Raw genomic sequence first — 16,558 nt, forward strand, 5'->3', positions numbered from 1 at the left:
ATGTCGGCCGCGACACGCAACGGATTCACCGCCAGCCGCCAGGCGCCGCCCGCCGCCGCCCGGCACCCGGGGCACACGAGAAGCGCGCCCGCGGTCACTCGGGCCGGTTGCCCGCCTCGCCGTTGATCGTGAACGGCGTCGTGACGCCCTCGTACATGACATGCGCGACGAGCCCGTCGACCGCGTGGGGGAGCGTGTGGCAGTGGTCGCTCCAGATGCCGGGGTTGTCGGCGACGAAGGCGAGGTCGTACGTCTCGCCGGGGTGCACGTCGAGGGTGTCGACGACCCACGGGCTGCCCGAGGCGGCGACCCCGTCGCGCGCGAGCACGACGACGTGGTGGCCGTGCAGGTGCATGGGGTGCACGTCGCCCGAGTCGTTGCGGACGTGCATCGCGACGACGTCGCCCTCGGCGACCTCGAACATGGGCACGTCGGGGAACATGCGGCCGTTGATCGTCCAGAAGTTGCCCGGGCGGCCGTCGATGATGCCGAACCGGCGTGAGATCACGTAGTCGAAGCTGCGGTCGGGCGAGGCCGCGTCGAAGGTGAGCGGCTCCGGCGTTCCGTAGGCGAGCAGGTCGAGGGTCGTCGACGGCTGGCGAACCGGCGGGGCGGATGCCTCGGCGGACGCGTCGCCGATGACGATGCTGCGGGCGCCGCCCACGTGCAGCCGCACAGCGCCGCGGTCGGGCGCCCGCACCGCGACATCCACCCTGCCGCCCGCCGGTACGAGCACGCGCTGCCCCTCGATCTCGCCGGGCTCGTGCACGTCGTGGCCGTCGACGGCGACGACGCGGAACGGTGCTCCCGCCCACACGGCGGCGGTGCCCTGGTCGGTGTTCACGACGCGCACCCGCACCGCCGAACCGGGCGGCGCCGAGACGCGCTCGTCGGCGACGCGGCCGTTCAGGGTGTGCTGGCCGCCGTAGATGTGCAGCAGCGCGGTGACGTCGATCGGCGAGCCGTCGGTCGGCGCGGCGATCCGCCCGTCCGGCTCGGCCGGTTCGATCACGATCGCGCCGAGCAGTCCCCGCTCGACCTGCACGTGCGACACCTGGTGCGAGTGGTACCAGTAGGTGCCGGCGTCGGCCGCGACGAACCGGTAGACGTGGCGGCCACCGACGGGCACGGCGTCCTGCGTGATGCCCGCGACGCCGTCGGCGGCGTTCGGCACGTCGATGCCGTGCCAGTGCAGCGTCGCGCCGTCGGCCACCGATTCGTTCACGAGCACGACCTCGACGAGGTCGCCCTGCCTGGCGCGGATCTCGGGTCCCGGTGACGTGCCGTTCACCGTGTAGCCCTCGATCGACCGGCCGCCGGGCACGTCGACGGTGCCCTGCCGGGCGACGAGTTCGACGCGCACGTCGGCCGGGCGGTCGGGGTCGGCGGCGAGGTCGGTCACGCTCACGGTGTCGAGCAGGCCGGATGCCTCGGCGGCGCCGCCCGCCGCGGCGCCCTGCCCGCCGTGGCCCACGTGCCCGGCTCCGCCGGTCGTACCTCCCGAGCCCATGCCCATGACGGAATACTCGCCCAGCAGCGTGGAGCTCCACGCGAGCGCACCGGCGCCGAGCGCGGTCGCGACCGCGACGCCGACGACGGCGCACCGCAGGAGGTCACGCCGCGACGGCATCGGTGCTCGCCCCCTCGGAGCGAGACCCCGACGCGGCGTCGGCACTCGCCCGATCGGCCAGTCGCGCCCGGCGCACGCGCAGCGCGGCGACGGAGGCCGCCACCACGATCGCGAGCGCGTTCGCCCCGTGGATGAGTCCGAGGTAGGGCGAGCCGACGATCGCGAAGCCGAGCGCCACCTGCAGCGCCACGAGCCCGAGCGTGAGCGCCGCCCACAGCTTCGCCCCGCGCACGCGCACGAAGAACGACACGATCACGAGGGCGAGCGCCACGAGCGGGATCAGCAGGCCCCCGACGAGCCCGTGGATCATGAAGCCGAGTTCGCCGACGCCGCCGGCCTGGAAGCTCTCGAGCAGCGCCTTGTCGACGACGCCGCCCTCGGCGATGAGATTGAGCATGCCGCCGAACGCGAACGCGATCGCCGCGGCCTGCACGACGACGGCGCCCGCGACGGTCCAGGCGAGGCCCGAGTACAGCTTGCGCATGATGCCTTCTCCTTCGTGCGGCGCCGGTCCGCGGCATCCGCTCGCCTTCGACGGTCGCGGAGTCCGGTCGGCGCCGGAACACGGCGGGCCGGATGCCTCGTGGCGGTGCACCGCACGCCGGATGGAGGCTGGCCCCCAAGGGCGGGTACGGACCGCCCCCTCCCGCGCGATGCCCGACAGGAGGACGATGGAACCGTGAACCGCAGGTGGGTCTGTCTCGCGACGCTCGGCCCGATCGGGGTCGCCGCGCTCGTCTACATCGTCGTGCAGCGCGGCTTCGTCGAGGCCGACGCCGACCACGGGCTCGCATGGCCCATCCTCGGAGCCGTGCCGCTCTTCGTGCTGGGCCTGTGGCTGCTCACCGTCTCGAGGTCGCGCACGGCGGTGCTCATCGCGCTCGCGGCGACGGCCATCCTCGTCGGGTCGGCATACGAGACGTTCGTGCAGCGCAACATCGAGCTCATCGTGGAGCCGTGGTTCCCGCTGTTCAACATGATCGGCCTGACGGCCGACGCGGCCGCCACGTCGGCGTTCCTCATCGTCTTCGCGACGTTCCCCGACGGCGTGCCCGAGCGGCGCTGGCAGCGCGTCGTCGTCGCCTTCCTCTGGATGCCGATGCTCGTGGGACCGCTGACGCTGCTCACCTCGCCGCACCTCGTGATGTCGCCCTACATCGGCATCTCGGGCGACGGCATCCCGAACCAGTACGCCGTGCCGTGGCTCGAGTGGGCGGCGCCGTTCGTGTACGCGGTCTTCGTCCAGTCGTGGCCCGCGGTTCTCCTCGCTCTCGCGGTGCTCGGCTCGCGTGCGCTGTTCGGCGCGCCCGAGGTGCGTGCCCGCACTCGATCGATGGCGATCACCGTCGTGGCCTCGGCTGCGGCGTTCCTCCTGTGGCCGGTGCTGCCGTGGCCCGGAGTCGGCGAGGTGATCGTCTACGCGACCCTCATCGCCATCCCGATCGTCGCCGTGCACGGCATCTTCCGCTACGGCGCCTTCGACGTCGCCCCCGACGACCGCGGGCGAGCCGTCTCGCGTTCGTCGAACCTGCTCATCACGGTCTTCTACGGCATCGCGGTCGCGACGCCGGCGATCCTGCTGTCGGGTCGGCTGCGCGTCGTGCCCGCGGTGCTCATCACCGCGCTCGTCGCGATCGCGCTGCTGCCGGTGCGCACGTGGATGCAGCGCTGGATCCACCGCAGGCTCTTCGGCGACCGCGAGCGGCAGTTCGAACTGCTCAGCGAACTGGGTGCGCGCCTCGAGGAGGCGGGCGAGCCCCGCGACCTCCTGAACCGGCTCGCCGAGGCGGTGCGCGACGGCCTCGATGCCTCGTGGGTGCGCATCCGGCTCGCGTCGGGCGACGGCGGGCTCGCCGCGGAACCGCTCGGCGTCGCCGGCGAGGACGGGGGAGCCGCCTCGCCGGCGCTCGCCGCCGAGCTCGTCCGCGGCGACGAGACCCTCGGCAGCATCGAGGTCGGGCCGCGCCATCACGGCGACTACAACGACGCCGAGCGCGCACTGCTGCGCACGGTCGCCGGCCAGGCCGCGGCATCCGTGGCGAACGTGCGCCTCACGGCGCAGCTCGCGGCGCAGCTCGAAGAGCTGACCGCCTCGAGGGAGCGGCTCGTGGCTGCGCAAGACGACGAGCGCCGGCGTCTCGAACGCGACCTGCACGACGGCATCCAGCAGAACGTGGTGGCGCAGATCGCGGGGCTGCGCCTCGCCCGCAACCGGTTGGAGCGCGGTCAACTCACCCCGGCCGAGCTCACCGAACTGCAGGACCAGGCCCGCGAGACGCTCACCGACCTGCGGGAGCTCGCGCAAGGGATCCACCCGCCCGTGCTGAGCGACAACGGGCTCGTCGCCGCCGTCGAGTCGGGTGTCGCGCGGTACCCGATCGCGCTCTCGGTCGACGCCGACGCCGCGGTGCGCGCCGAGCGGTACCCCGAGGATGTCGAGACGACCGCCTACTACGTCGTGCGCGAGGCGCTCGCGAACACGGCGAAGCACGCCGACGCGATGCACGCGACGGTGGTGCTCGCACGGTCGAACGGGCATCTGCGCATCTCGATCAGCGACGACGGTCGCGGCATCGGGGCGCCGGCGGGCGGCGCGGAGCCGGTGTCGCACGGCGGGCTCGCGAACATCCGGGACCGGGTCGCCGCACTCCGGGGGACGGTGCGCGTGTCGGCACGCGAACCCTCCGGCACGACCGTGCTCGTGGAGCTGCCGGTCGACGGGGTGGCCGGCGAGGAGCCGCCCGCGGCGCAGGGAGGCGCGCATGGATGACCCGGGCGTGCTGCGCGTCGTGATCGCCGAGGACAACTACCTCGTGCGCGAGGGGCTGCGGCGCCTGCTCGAGGACTCGGGCGAGGTCGACGTGGTCGCCGCGGTCGGCAACGCCACCGAGCTGCTCGATGCGGTGCGCCGCCTCGCGCCGCATGCGGTGCTCACCGACATCCGGATGCCGCCGAGCCACCACATGGAGGGCATCGAGGCCGCGCACGCCATCCGTGCGTCGTCGCCCTCGACCGGGGTGGTCGTGCTCTCGCAGCACGCCGACGAGAGCTACGCGCTCGCCCTGTTCGCCGACGGCTCGGCCGGCCTCGGCTACCTGCTGAAGGATCGCATCGGCGACCTCGAGGACCTCGTGCACGCGCTCCGAGAGGTGTGCACCGGCGGTTCGGTGATCGACCCGCAGATCGTCGACACCCTCGTGCGCCGCCGCACGGCGTCAGGGGCATCGAGCCCGTTGGCGCGGCTCTCGGCCCGTGAGCTCGAGGTGCTCCGCGAGATGGCCGCGGGAAAGACGAACGCCGGCATCGAGCAGTCGCTGTTCCTCTCGACCTCGACCGTCGAGAAGCACGTGAACGCGATCTTCACGAAGCTGCGGTTGCCCGAGTCCGGCGTGCACCGGCGGGTGGCGGCGGTGCTCGCCTTCCTGAAGAACGACGGCGCCGGGGGCGCCGACGAGGGCCGGGATCGGTGAGTCCGGGCTCAGCCGCCGCGCCCGACGGCTACTTCGCGGGCGCCGGCGCATCCGCCTGGGCCGAGAGCCACTCGGCGAACGTCAGGGTCGACAACCGGGCGCCGGGGCTCTCGGGCACGAGCTCGGTGCCGCGCAGCTTCGTGCCGAAGTAGGGCGCCTCGGGGTCGCCGACGACGATGCGCGCGTCGCCCTTCGCGGCGAGGCCGGCGCGGACGAACTCGTCCTGGCCGATGCGCTCGGGCCCGCCGATCTCGAGGGTGCCGTTCAACGGTGCGCCTGCGGCGACGCGGGCGACCGCTGCTGAGACGTCGGCGGCGGCGATCGGCTGCATCAGCCCCGTCGACAGGGTCGCGACGCCGTCGACGGTCGCCTCGTCGGCGATGCGGGTCGCGAACTCGAAGAACTGCGTGGCCCGCACGATCGAGTACGGCTGTCCCGACTCCTCGATGAGGTGCTCCTGCGCCACCTTGGCGCGCAGGTAGCCGCTGTGCGGCAGGCGCTCGGCGCCGACGATCGAGAGCGCGACGTGGTGGCCGACGCCCGCTCGGCGCTCGGCCTCGAGCAGCGTGCTCGTCGAGGTCGTGAAGAAGGCGAGCACGTCGTCGTCGGCGAACGACGGCGAGTTCGAGACGTCCACCACGACATCGGCGCCGGCGAGCGCCGCGGCGACACCCTCGCCCGTGATGGTGTTCACGCCCGTGCCTGGCGAGGCGGCGACCGCTTCGTGTCCGTGCTCGGCGAGCAGTTCGACCACCTTCGAGCCGATGAGGCCCGTTCCTCCGATGACGACGATCTTCATGACTGGTGCCTTCCGTCCCGGGCTGCGGCCGATCCGCCGCCCTCACACAGCTCTGACCGGACAGGCCGCGCGGTTGTGACGGAATCGACGGAATCGGTCGATCGCGTCGGCCGGCCGTCGACCGCGCCGTTCACCGGACCGTCGGCCGGCCGTTCCAGTGGGCGAGCTTCGACGGCGCCGTCGACAGCCAAAGCCCGTCGATCGCGTCGCCGCCGTCGACGCCGAGCACGCCGATCACTTCGCCGTCGACCTGTCGCAGCACGAGTCCCGGGCAGCCGTTGACCTGCGACGCCTCCAGCGAGGCATCCACCCCGTTCGTCAGCCGCTCGACGAGGGCGCGCACCACGCTGCCGCGCCCGACGAGTTCGCCGCCCGTCTCGTCGCCCGTGTCGACGACGAGCCGCACGTCGCGGTGCAGGCAGGCCGTCAGCGCGACGTCATCGCCCGTTCGCAGCGCGGCGAGAAGCCGGACGGCCGGTTCACGAGGCGGCACGGGAAGCCACCGCGCCGAGCTTGTCCGGGTTCATCATCCAGAGCACCTGGTCGATGCCGTCGCGACCCGTGACGATCGTGATCACGGCGAACGTCGCGCCCTCCTTCGAGAGCAGCACCGACGGCTGACCGTTCGTCTCGGCCTCGGTGAGGTCGACGCCGTCCCAGAAATGGGTGTGGAACGCGCGCACGAACTTCGCCACGCGCTCTCGCCCCACGACCGGCACCTTCGATGCGCGCACGACTCCGCCGCCGTCGGAGTACGACACGACGTCCTCGGCGAGCAGTCGCTCGAGCGCGACGAGGTCGCCCGTCTTCGCCGCGGCGAGGAAGGCGGTGAGCAGCCGCCGCTGCTCCGACGCCGGCACCGCGCGGCGACGGTCGCCCGCGAGGTGCTTGCGGGCCCGGCTCACGAGCTGGCGCGCCGCAGCCTCCGAGACCTGCACGATCTCGCAGATCTGGTCGTAGGGGTACGCGAACGCCTCGCGCAGCACGTAGGCGGCGCGTTCGGTCGGGCTGAGCCTCTCGAGCATGACGAGCACCGCGAAGCCGAGCGCCTCGGCACGCTCCGCGCCGAGCGTGGGATCGGCGCTCGTGTCGACGGGTTCGGGCAGCCACGGCCCGACGTAGGTCTCGCGGCGGGCGCGCGCCGACTGCAGCGCGTTGATCGCGAGTCGCGTCGTGGTGGTCGCGAGGAACGCCGCCGGATCGTCGACGACCGTGCGGTCGGTGCCCTGCCAGCGCAGCCACGCGTCCTGCACGAGGTCTTCGGCCTCGCTTGCGCTGCCGAGCATGCGGTAGGCGATGCCGAACAGCCTTCCGCGCACGCGCTCGAACGCGGTCAGGGCGTCGTCGAGGTTCGCCTCCATGCGGGCTCCCGTCGGTCGGAGGGGTGGGACTGCAGCCGTCTCGCTGACTGAGACCGGATGCCTCGTGCGAATGTGACGGCGTCGCCGGAATCGGTGTGGGAGACATTCCGGATGATACGTCGGGATGCCTCGGGCGCGGGCCCGAGGCATCCCGGCACCGGCGCGCGGCACAGCGTTCGGGTTCTCGCGGTCTTCAGTGCCATCCGTCCGTGACATCGACCGGGGTGCGGGGCAGGCTGGGGCGCATGGGCAAAGTCACGATCTCATTCGAAATGACGCTCGACGGGGCTTTCGACCAGATGGAGCACTGGTTCGACGAGAACGATCCGGGGCTGCAGCGCGCGAGCGACGAACTCGTGTTCGGCGCCGACGCCGTGCTGCTCGGTCGACGCAGCTACGAGTTCTTCCGCGAGTACTGGCCGGCGCAGACCGACGAACGGGGATTCGCCGCGCACTACAACGCGCTGCCGAAGTACGTCGCGTCGACGACGCTGACCGAGCCGCTCGACTGGAACTGCACCCTCATCGAGGGCGATGTCGCCGAGTACGTGCGCGGGCTCCTCGACCGGTACGACTCGATCATCTCGCACGGCTACGGCGATGTCGCGGCCGCCCTCGTCGATGCGGGGCTCGTCGACGAGGTGCACGCGGGAATCCACCCGTTCATCGTCGGCAACGCCGAGGACCGGCTGCGCTCGCCGCATCCCGTCGGCCTGCGACTGCTCGACACGCAGGTGTACGACTCGGGCATCATCGTGGCGAAGTACGCGCCGTTGCGCTGAGTTCGAGGCGACCGCGCCGAGCGACGAGCGCTGACCGGCAGAATGGGCGGATGCGCCTGCACGACGACGAACTGCACATCGACGCCGCGCTCGTCGCTGCGCTGCTGCGCCGCGACCGGCCCGCGTGGGCCGAGCTGCCGATCGTCGAGGCGGGCGCCGGCACCGACAACCGCATGTTCCGCCTGGGCGACGACCTGCTGGTGCGGATGCCTCGCACGAGTGACAAGGCGGCGTCGCTGCGCAAGGAGCGGGAATGGGTGCCGCGGCTCGCGCCGCGGCTGACGCTTCGCGTGCCGTCGCCCGAGCACGCGGGTGAGCCGAGCGGCGAGTACCCGTCGGAGTGGGCCGTCGTGCGCTGGATCGACGGCGCCGTGCCCGACGCGCACAACGTCGAGGACTGGGCGACGTTCGGTGCCGACCTCGCGACGTTCGTCCGCGAGCTGCACGCGATCGACCTGATGGGCGCCACCCGAGACGGCGACCTCAGCTGGTACCGCGGCGGAAGCCTTCGCGATGCCGACCGGTGGATCGGCGGCTACTTCGACGAGTGCCGACCGCTCGTCGGGCACGACCTCGACATCGACCTGCTCGAACGATGGTGGCGCGCGGCGGTGGAGCTGCCCGATTCGACGGCCGGCCACGTGTGGCTGCACGGCGACCTGCGCCCGGGCAACCTGCTCGTGCGCGGCGGCCGCCTGCACGCCGTGATCGACTTCGGCGCGCTCTCGGTCGGTGCACCCGACGCCGAGCACGCGGCGGTCTGGGACCTGCCGGCCGAGGCCCGCGACGCCTACTTCGCGGCGGCAGAGCTCGACGAGGCGACCTGGCTGCGAGCCCGCGCCTGGGCGATCGGCGTCGCCGTCTCGGGCGTCGCGTACTACTGGGAGACGTTCCCCGAGTTCGTCGCGGAGTGCCGGGCGCGGCTGCACGCCGTGCTCGCCCGCTCGCGCTGAGCCGCCGCTCCCGACCCGGTGGGCCCGCGAGGTCGGCGCCGGCATGGTCCGACCACCTGTGCCGGTTCCGCCTCATCGTGAGGGGGAACCGGCACAGCTCGAGTGGACGACCCGCGGTCGGACGACCGGTGCCCTTCCGCTCGCACGAGCCGAAGGGCACCGGTTCAGCCGGTGGTGTCGAAACGGCGCCGCGCGCCTGCTCGACCGACCGGAGTGCTACTTCGCCGCGTAGATGCCGAACTCCCAGATCGAGTAGCCCCACGTGGTCTTGCGGTCGATGCCCTGCATGCGCACGTACTGCACCGGGTCGGCCTCGTCGACCGTGAACAGGTCGAGCGCGCAGGTCGAGTCGTCGACCGTGCGGATCGTCGTCCACGTCACGCCGTCGTTCGACGTCTGCAGCTCGTAGGCGTTCGCGCAGGCCGACTCCCAGTTGAGGGTGATGCCGCGCACGACCGTCGGCTCGGCGAGCTTCACCTGCACCCACGAGTCGTCGCTGTAGCCCGATGCCCAGCGCGTCGACAGGTTGTCGTCGTTCACGTTCTTGGTGCCGAACTGCGGCACCTCGACGCTCGACGCGGTCGCCGTGCCCTTGGGCGCGACGTTCACGACGTCACCGGCCTCCCACATCGCGAGGGTGAACCCGATGCGGCCGTGGAACACGTCGAGCACGCCGTCGGCGATGCGCACCTTGGCCTTGCCCCAGGTGTTGTCGGCCGGATCGACCACGATCGCGGCGGCCTCGGCGGCCGTCGCCTTCGCCGCGGTCGCGAGCGAGGCAGAGGAGGCCTCGTCGCCGTCGATCCTCGCCTGCACGGCGTCGAGCAGCGTGACGGTCGCCTCGCCCCACAGGGTCGTCGCGTCGAGCCATGGGCTCGCGTCGGAGAGGAACGCCGGGTCGGTCGGTCCGCTCCGGATCGCGTCGGGCGCCTCGGCGATGGCGACCGCGTACTCGCGCAGGTCGGCGACGGCGCCGGCCTTGTCGCCGGCCTCCCAGCTCGTCCAGAAGGCCGCGATGCGGGCGTTCAGCTCGGGCGACTGCGGCTGCCACGGCGCTCCGAAGCTCGGCGCGAGGTGGTTCAGGTCGGCGAAGACGCGCAGCGCAGCGGCGGTCGAGGCATCCCCGTTCGCGATGAATCGCAGTGCCTGCGACCAGTTGTGCTCGGCGTCGTACGCCTCGTCGTTCCACGTGAAGTCGGCGACGCCGAAGATCGCGATCTTGCTCGCCGCGGCTTGGTTCATCGGGTTCGAGACGATGCCCGAGAGGTACTCGCCGAGGCCGGCCTCGCGCCTGTCGTACGGTGCGAGCAGCAGGCGACCGGAGGTCTGGCCGTAGTCGTTCACGGGGTAGTTGTCCCAGAGGAAGGTCGGACCGCCGAAGACCGTCGCGGCCTTCTGCGCCTGGGCGACCGTGACCTCCTGCGGCACGACGCCCTCACCGGTCCACATCACGACGACGTCCTCGTCCATGCCGCGCAGGGCGGTCTTGTAGCCCGAGTCGGTCGTGTTGTAGTACTCGGTCGGCACCATCTGCAGCGGGTACGCGCCCTCGTGGGTCTCGATGAACTCCTTCTGCACCCGGTCGAGGAACCAGGCCTGCGCGATGCCGGCGGTGCGGCCGCTCGGCGCACCGAACTTCGTGCGGTCGGCGTCGCAGTGCCAGCGACCGTAGTCGATGTCGTCGAGCGGGATGTTGAACGCCCGCACCCCGAGGTCGTACATCTGCTGCAGCTTGCCGGTGAGCGCCTGGTAGTCGGCGTCGCTCGAGTAGCAGACGGTGTTGCCGGGGGAGAGGGCGAACGTGAACCGCACGTGGTTGTCGGTCGCCGTCTGCACGAGGTCGCCGAGCTCGGCGAGCTTGTCGGCGGGGTACGGGTCGCGCCACTTGTCGCGGTGGTACGGGTCGTCCTTCGGGGCGTAGATGTAGGTGTTCGCCTTGACGTCGCCGTAGAACCCGAGCTGGTCGAGGCGCTCCTCGTGGGTCCACGGGTTGCCGTAGAAGCCCTCGATCGTGCCGCGCAGCGGCATCGACGGGAAGTCGCTCACCGAGGCGCCGGCGATGCGGTAGCCGCCGTCGTCCTTCGGTACGAAGAGCTGCTCGAGCGTCTTGACGGCGTAGAACTGGCCCGCCGCGTCGACGCCGCCGAGCGCGACGGTGCCGAGCGGACCGCCCGTGGCGTCGGCGCGGATCGCGTAGCCCTCTGCGTGGTCGGGAACGTCGGTCTCGCCGAGCGCGGCCTGGATGTCGCCACGCGATGCCGCACCCAACTCGATCGTGAGCGGGGCGGTGCCCGAGCGCTTCGCGCGCTCGTCGATGCGGTCGACGCCGTGGGCGGTGAGGGTGTCGCGCAGTGCGGCGAGCGCGGCGGCGTCGGTGCCGCCGTCGACGACGACCTCGACGCGCGCGGGCACGTTGAGGTCGGAGCCGGCGCGATCGATCGACTGCGGGGTCGGGCTCACCGTGGGCAGGGCACCGGCCGGTGGGGCCGCCGCGGCCGGGAGCGGCACGAGCACCCCGGCCAGGGCGACGGCGCACACTCCCGCCGTGGCCAACGTCTTGCGGATCGATTGCATCATTGCCTCCAACTTCTCGACGACTCTGTCTCTGGGTGACGCGGTTCGGGGCCTCGGATGCAGCGGCGCATGCCGCCGGCCGTCGGCGCGCAGCACGACGCATCGCGGTAGGGAACGCGCAGACGGAGCCGGAGTCCCGCGGCCAATCCCCGACCGCGGGACTCGCGCCACGGGAAGAAATCCCGAGCATCAGGCCCACTTTGTTGACTTAGTAAACTAAGTTGGTTCGAACCTATGCGATTCGTCGTCGAGGCGTCAAGGGGCAAGATGATCTCGTGCCCCCCGATGTCACCCGCGCGACCGCATCACGGGTGCCGCCCGCGACACACTTCGCCCGATCGAGGAGACCATGACCGTGAGCAACGCCGGCCCGCAGCGCAAGTCCGACCTCCTGCGCCGCTTCGCGAGTACGGGTGGACTCGACGCGCAGACGGCGATCCGCCGCGAGAACCTGCTGCGGGCGCTCGCACTGATCGCTCGCGAGCCGGCCCCGGTCACCCGCGCCGTCATCGCGCGCCGCACCGGGCTCACCTCCGCAACGGCGTCGTCGCTCGTGGCCGAGCTCATCGAGTTCGGGCTCGTCACCGAGACCGGCCCGGCCGAGAGCACGGGCGGCAAGCGCGCGACCCGTCTCGAGATCGACACCGAGACGCACCTCATCGTGGTCGCGGTCGTGCGGACCCGCGCGATCGACGTCGCACTCGTCGACCTCGCAGGGCGCACGGTCGCGAGCAACCGGGTCGAGCTCGCGGGAGAGGTCGAGGTCTCGGCGGTCGTCGACGCCGTGCGCTCGCTCCTGCGCGCTGAGGGGGCCGAGTCGCGCGTGCTCGCCGCGTGCGTGCAGGTGCCCGGCGTCACGGCCGACGGGGTCGTCGTCGACAGCGTGCAGCTGGGCTGGTTCGGCGTGCCGCTCGCGAGCCTCCTCGAGGAGGCGATCGGCGCACCGACCTCGGTCGTGAACGACGTCGATGCCGAGGCGCTGACCGAGGCCGCCGACGCTGCCGACGGCGCGATCCGCCTCGTCGTGCACCTCGGCGAGGGCGTCGGCGCCGCCGTCACGAACGGCGGCACCCTCATGGCCGGCGCGACCGGCCGGGCCGGCGAGATCGGTCACGTGCGGGTCGTCTTCGAGGGCGCGCGGGCGACGTGCCGGTGCGGCCTGTCGGGATGCCTCGAGTCGGCCGCCTCGATGAGCGCGATGCTCGGCGACGCCTACACCGACGAGTTCGACGAGCACGACACGAGCCTGCTCGCCTCGACCGCCGAGTCGCGCGAGCGCATGGCCTTCGGCGCGCGCGCCCTGTCTCGTGCCCTGCGCATCATGTCGGCGTTGCTCGACCCGCAGGAGGTCGTCATCGCCGGCGCCGCCCCCGCCCTCGGCCCGCACTTCCTCGGCACGGTGCGCGACGAGTTCGAGATGTACCCGGCCAAGGGCACCGCGCCCGTGCCGATCCGCTACGGCCGGCCCGAGCTCGGCCGGTACCTCGGCCCGGCGCGCTCGGCGCTCGCGCCGATCCTCGGTGACGCCCTGCCGCTGACGGAGCGCCCGGCTGCAGGCCTCGCCCCGGTGATCGGTGAGGTGCACTGACCGAAGACGTCGGTCGGGTCGGTCAGTCGTCACGTCTGTGCACCGGTCGTGCCGTGGCCGGCGGAACGCCGATCTCGTCGACGGTGTGTCCGGTGCACGGGATCGCGGTGACACGGGCCTGCTGGACTCGAGCGACCACGAACCAGCGCATCGCGTCGCGCAGTCGGCACCAGCCGACCAGGTACCACTGGCCGTCGGTCGATGCGAACAGCACCGGTTCGACGTCGCGCGAGGTGTTCGTGCCGTCGGCCGAGGTGTAGCGGATGCGGACCACCCGCTGTTCGGTCATCGCCTCCTCGAGCGCCGACCTGACCGCCCGCCGCGGCGGGGCCGGCGCGTCGACCCAGACGCGATCCGCCAGTCGTCGGGCTCTGGCCCGGGCGGCGGGATCGAGCACGTCGAGGATCTTCTGCATTCCGGACGAGGCGAGGTCGGAGTAGGGGGCATCCGGGGCGGCGGACACCGCAGCCAGGATCGCGACCGCCTGCGCGGGGCTCAGGCTCACCGGTCGAAGCGAGGCGATCTCAGACAGCCCGTAGCCGCCGCCGGGGCCAGGACGGGACCACAGGGCCGCGCCGCTGCGTTCGAGGGAAGCCAGGTCTCGCTTGATGGTGCGGACCGAGACGCCGAACTCGGCAGCCAGTCGGTCGGCGGTCGCACCGCGAGACCCTTGACGGCGCAACATCTCCGAGAGCGCATGCAGGCGTTCAGCTCTCTTCACCAGTGAATCATCCCAAATTCATGCCAGAAACAGTGACACCCAGCTGTCCATGCCGTCAGCGAGGGTGGGAGGCATGACGAGTGATGAAACGGAACCGACCATCTTCCTGATCCCCGGCCACTGGCTGGGGGCCTGGGCCTGGGACGACGTCGTCGAACACCTGCGTGCAGCCCGACACCGCGCCATCGCGATGACCCTGCCCGGGCTCGATTCCGAGGACGCGCAGCGGTCGTCACGGACCCTGGACGACCAGGTCGACGCGATCGAGCGTGCGCTGGCGCAGGAGGCCGCGACCGCCCACCGGTCGGCGGTGATCGTCGCGCACAGCGGCGCCAACGCGCCGGTGAGCATGGTGCTCGACCGGCACCCCGAATGGGTCCGCCGCGTGGTCTGGGTCGACAGCGGCCCGCTCGCACCGGGCAGCGTCTTCGCCCCCGACGCCCCCGCCGACCTCGAAGAGCTCGCCCTGCCCCCGTTCGAGGCGCTCGCAGCGCAAGCCAGCCTCGACGGGCTGAGTCCCGACGACCTCGAGCGTTTTCGTCGCCGCGCCGTGCCCGAGCCGGGGCCCGTCCTGCGCCAGGCCGTCACCCTCACCGACGACGCGCGCCTCGACATCCCCACCACGCTCGTGTGCTGCTCCATCTCGAGTGACCAGATCCGGGAGCTGGCCGCCGCAGGGCATCCGATGTTCGCCGAGGTGGCCCGGCTGACGCACGTCGATCTCGTCGACCTCCCCACCGGCCACTGGCCCATGTGGAGTCGGCCAGCAGACCTTGCGCAGGTCATCGCCTCGGCAGTCTCCCCGACGCGGTAGTCCGCACCGGACTGCCCGCCTGCCCGTCCGAGCTACTCCCGCGCGCGAATCCGCCCTCGCGTGAAGGGCAGCACCGGTGCGACGTACACGAGCGATTCCGGATGCCCCGGCCCGAGCCCGAACTCCGCCGACCCGAATCGCCACACCCGGTTGTAGAGGTAGACCCCGATCGTCGTCGCCCGGTCGGCCGGCACCTGCCAGGTGCCGACGCCCCACTGGCTCGGCTGGCCGCGCCCGCCGATGACGACGGTCGGCCTGACACCCCAGTAGAGCGCGAACCACGGCTTGTGCAGCGTCAGCTCGATGCGTCGGGCGGCCTGGGGAACCGGGCTCATCGGGTGGCGGCGGCGGGTGCGGGGGAGGCGTGGGTCACGTGGTGAGTCTAGGTGGAGGCGGACGGGCCGGCAGGAGGTCCGCCGCTCACTGCAGGTGCTCGAGCTTCTTCGGGTTGCCGATGCCGTGGATGGCCGCGATGCGGTCGCCCGCGAACTCGAGTGCGAGCACCGAGACCACTCGGCCGCGACGTCGCACGACGATGCCAGGCGCGGCGTTCACCTCGGCCGTCTCGAAGTCGAGGCCGCGCCCGCCGACGCCGCGCAGCAGTTGCCGCGCGACCGTCTCGGCGCCGACGACGACCTCGGTCGAGGCATCCGGATAGAAGCCGTTCGAGTCGAAGTGCCCCTGCGCGTCGCCCGCCAGCACCGAGATGAGCCCGTCGAGGTCGCCCTCGGCGGCGGCGCGGGCGAACCGCTCCGAGAGCCGTCGGGCGACGCCTGCGTCGACCGAGAACCGGGCGTCGCCGTGCGCGGCGATGCGCCGGCGCGCCCGCGACGCCGACTGCCGCGCGCTCGCGACGCTCACCCCGAGCACCTCCGACACCTGGTCGAAGCCGAGGTCGAACACGTCGTGCAGCAGGAACGCGGTCCGCTCGGCGGGCGTCAGCTGCTCGAGCACGACGAGCAGCGCCATGCGCACCGAGTCGTCGAGCGTGACGCGGTCTTCGGGCAGGGTGCGCTCGTCGGTCACGATCGGCTCTGGCAGCCACGGGCCGACGTAGGCGCGCCGCGAGTGCTCGTGCGCGCGCAGCCGGTCGATCGACAGCCGTGAGGCGACGGTGACGAGCCAGGCGCGCGGGTCGTCGAGCGGTTCGTCGCCGCGGGCGAGGAGGCGCACGTACGTCTCCTGCGTGACGTCTTCGGCGTCGGCGACCGAGCCGAGCACCCGGTAGGCGACGTCGCGCACCACGCGTCGGTGCTCGGTCCACAGCTCTGCGAATTCGGTCATGTCAGTACGACGATCCACCCGGGCCCGGTGTGACGGCAAGGGCCGATGTCACGTTCGCGAGGCCTGGATCGTCTCCCTGGTATGAACGAGATGCTCTCCGCACGACCGGCCGACTCACGACGGTCGGGCAAGGATGCCTCGGCCGGACCGCCCATGCGCCTGGTCCATGCGACCGAGCCGGTCGCCCGGGCGCTCGCCGGCCGGAGGTGGATGCCGATCTGGGCGGTGATCCGCCACCGGGGCCGCAAGAGCGGCACCGCCTACGAGACCCCGATCGCGATCGTGCCGACGATCGACGCCGCGATCGTGATGATCGGCCTGCCGTGGGGCGTCAACACGAACTGGGCGCGCAACGTCGTCGCCGCCGGCGGCGCATCACTGCGCTGGAAGGCGCGCGACGTCGAACTCGTGCACCCGCGCATCGTCGACGCCGCCGTGGCGCAGCGCCTCGCGAAGGCGCCCTTCCGCCGGGTGCTGGGCCGCTTCCCCGCGGCGATCGTGCTCGACCGGGCGGCTCCGCCGGTCGAGTAGGCACGCGGCGGTGGCCCGGCCGCCGCCGGTCGACGATCGACGATCGACGAT

At 72.3% G+C, this 16,558-nt stretch carries 16 protein-coding genes; 7 read left to right on the top strand and 9 right to left on the bottom strand.

Translation table 11 applies throughout. The annotated features are described in order from the left end of the window. Window positions 1-94 precede the first annotated feature (94 nt). Both ACWGPE_RS10220 and ACWGPE_RS10225 read right to left on the bottom strand, forming a co-directional pair. Complete coding sequence (locus tag ACWGPE_RS10220; RefSeq protein ID WP_452048631.1) at window positions 95-1,630, bottom strand: multicopper oxidase family protein; 1,536 nt, start codon at window positions 1,628-1,630, stop codon at window positions 95-97. Further along, on the bottom strand, window positions 1,614-2,114 hold the full coding sequence (locus tag ACWGPE_RS10225; protein ID WP_452048632.1) for a hypothetical protein: 501 nt from the start codon (window positions 2,112-2,114) through the stop codon (window positions 1,614-1,616). The genes ACWGPE_RS10220 and ACWGPE_RS10225 overlap by 17 nt, the downstream gene beginning before the upstream one ends. Window positions 2,115-2,309: 195 nt before the next feature. On the opposite strand from ACWGPE_RS10225, the gene ACWGPE_RS10230 reads away from it, so the two are divergent. Both ACWGPE_RS10230 and ACWGPE_RS10235 read left to right on the top strand, forming a co-directional pair. After that, complete coding sequence (locus tag ACWGPE_RS10230) at window positions 2,310-4,400, top strand: ATP-binding protein (protein WP_452048633.1); 2,091 nt, start codon at window positions 2,310-2,312, stop codon at window positions 4,398-4,400. Next, window positions 4,393-5,100: a response regulator transcription factor gene (locus ACWGPE_RS10235; RefSeq protein ID WP_231431944.1), complete on the top strand. Its 708-nt coding sequence runs from the start codon at window positions 4,393-4,395 to the stop codon at window positions 5,098-5,100. The genes ACWGPE_RS10230 and ACWGPE_RS10235 overlap by 8 nt, the downstream gene beginning before the upstream one ends. Window positions 5,101-5,128: 28 nt before the next feature. On the opposite strand, the gene ACWGPE_RS10240 is transcribed toward ACWGPE_RS10235, so the two are convergent. From ACWGPE_RS10240 to ACWGPE_RS10250, 3 genes are all read right to left on the bottom strand, one after another. Continuing rightward, a complete protein-coding gene (locus ACWGPE_RS10240; RefSeq protein WP_231431943.1) occupies window positions 5,129-5,899 on the bottom strand; it encodes an SDR family oxidoreductase in 771 nt (256 codons plus the stop codon). Window positions 5,900-6,029: 130 nt separating this feature from the next. After that, complete coding sequence (locus tag ACWGPE_RS10245; protein WP_452048634.1) at window positions 6,030-6,392, bottom strand: hypothetical protein; 363 nt, start codon at window positions 6,390-6,392, stop codon at window positions 6,030-6,032. Continuing rightward, complete coding sequence (locus ACWGPE_RS10250) at window positions 6,379-7,260, bottom strand: RNA polymerase sigma-70 factor (protein ID WP_452048635.1); 882 nt, start codon at window positions 7,258-7,260, stop codon at window positions 6,379-6,381. Before ACWGPE_RS10250 ends, ACWGPE_RS10245 begins: the two co-directional genes overlap by 14 nt. A 245-nt stretch (window positions 7,261-7,505) precedes the next feature. Between ACWGPE_RS10250 and ACWGPE_RS10255 the strand changes: the two genes are divergently transcribed. Together ACWGPE_RS10255 and ACWGPE_RS10260 are read left to right on the top strand one after the other, a co-directional pair. After that, complete coding sequence (locus tag ACWGPE_RS10255; RefSeq protein ID WP_452048636.1) at window positions 7,506-8,042, top strand: dihydrofolate reductase family protein; 537 nt, start codon at window positions 7,506-7,508, stop codon at window positions 8,040-8,042. A 50-nt stretch (window positions 8,043-8,092) separates the two neighbouring features. Next, a complete protein-coding gene (locus tag ACWGPE_RS10260; RefSeq protein WP_452048637.1) occupies window positions 8,093-8,995 on the top strand; it encodes an aminoglycoside phosphotransferase family protein in 903 nt (300 codons plus the stop codon). A gap of 216 nt (window positions 8,996-9,211) precedes the next feature. Here ACWGPE_RS10260 and ACWGPE_RS10265 read toward each other — a convergent pair whose 3' ends face one another. Beyond that, window positions 9,212-11,572 carry a beta-N-acetylglucosaminidase domain-containing protein gene (locus tag ACWGPE_RS10265; protein ID WP_452048638.1) on the bottom strand — a complete coding sequence of 787 codons (2,361 nt, stop codon included), beginning with the start codon at window positions 11,570-11,572 and terminating at the stop codon, window positions 9,212-9,214. A 346-nt stretch (window positions 11,573-11,918) separates the two neighbouring features. Between ACWGPE_RS10265 and ACWGPE_RS10270 the strand changes: the two genes are divergently transcribed. After that, window positions 11,919-13,157: an ROK family transcriptional regulator gene (locus ACWGPE_RS10270; RefSeq protein WP_275506352.1), complete on the top strand. Its 1,239-nt coding sequence runs from the start codon at window positions 11,919-11,921 to the stop codon at window positions 13,155-13,157. Window positions 13,158-13,179: 22 nt separating this feature from the next. Here the strand turns inward: ACWGPE_RS10270 and ACWGPE_RS10275 are convergent, their stop codons facing one another. Beyond that, window positions 13,180-13,878 carry a helix-turn-helix transcriptional regulator gene (locus ACWGPE_RS10275; protein ID WP_452048639.1) on the bottom strand — a complete coding sequence of 233 codons (699 nt, stop codon included), beginning with the start codon at window positions 13,876-13,878 and terminating at the stop codon, window positions 13,180-13,182. Between the two features lie 73 nt (window positions 13,879-13,951). Between ACWGPE_RS10275 and ACWGPE_RS10280 the strand changes: the two genes are divergently transcribed. After that, window positions 13,952-14,692: an alpha/beta fold hydrolase gene (locus ACWGPE_RS10280; RefSeq protein WP_452048668.1), complete on the top strand. Its 741-nt coding sequence runs from the start codon at window positions 13,952-13,954 to the stop codon at window positions 14,690-14,692. Window positions 14,693-14,724: 32 nt separating this feature from the next. Here ACWGPE_RS10280 and ACWGPE_RS10285 read toward each other — a convergent pair whose 3' ends face one another. Further along, a complete protein-coding gene (locus ACWGPE_RS10285; protein WP_231431936.1) occupies window positions 14,725-15,027 on the bottom strand; it encodes a hypothetical protein in 303 nt (100 codons plus the stop codon). A gap of 85 nt (window positions 15,028-15,112) precedes the next feature. Then, window positions 15,113-15,976: a sigma-70 family RNA polymerase sigma factor gene (locus ACWGPE_RS10290; protein ID WP_452048640.1), complete on the bottom strand. Its 864-nt coding sequence runs from the start codon at window positions 15,974-15,976 to the stop codon at window positions 15,113-15,115. A gap of 81 nt (window positions 15,977-16,057) precedes the next feature. Here ACWGPE_RS10290 and ACWGPE_RS10295 point away from each other — a divergent pair, with 81 nt between their 5' ends. Beyond that, window positions 16,058-16,507 (top strand): nitroreductase family deazaflavin-dependent oxidoreductase, encoded by a 450-nt coding sequence (locus ACWGPE_RS10295; RefSeq protein ID WP_231431934.1) that lies wholly within the window; start codon window positions 16,058-16,060, stop codon window positions 16,505-16,507. Window positions 16,508-16,558 lie beyond the last annotated feature (51 nt).

This window comes from Agromyces sp. NPDC055658 (assembly GCF_053618155.1).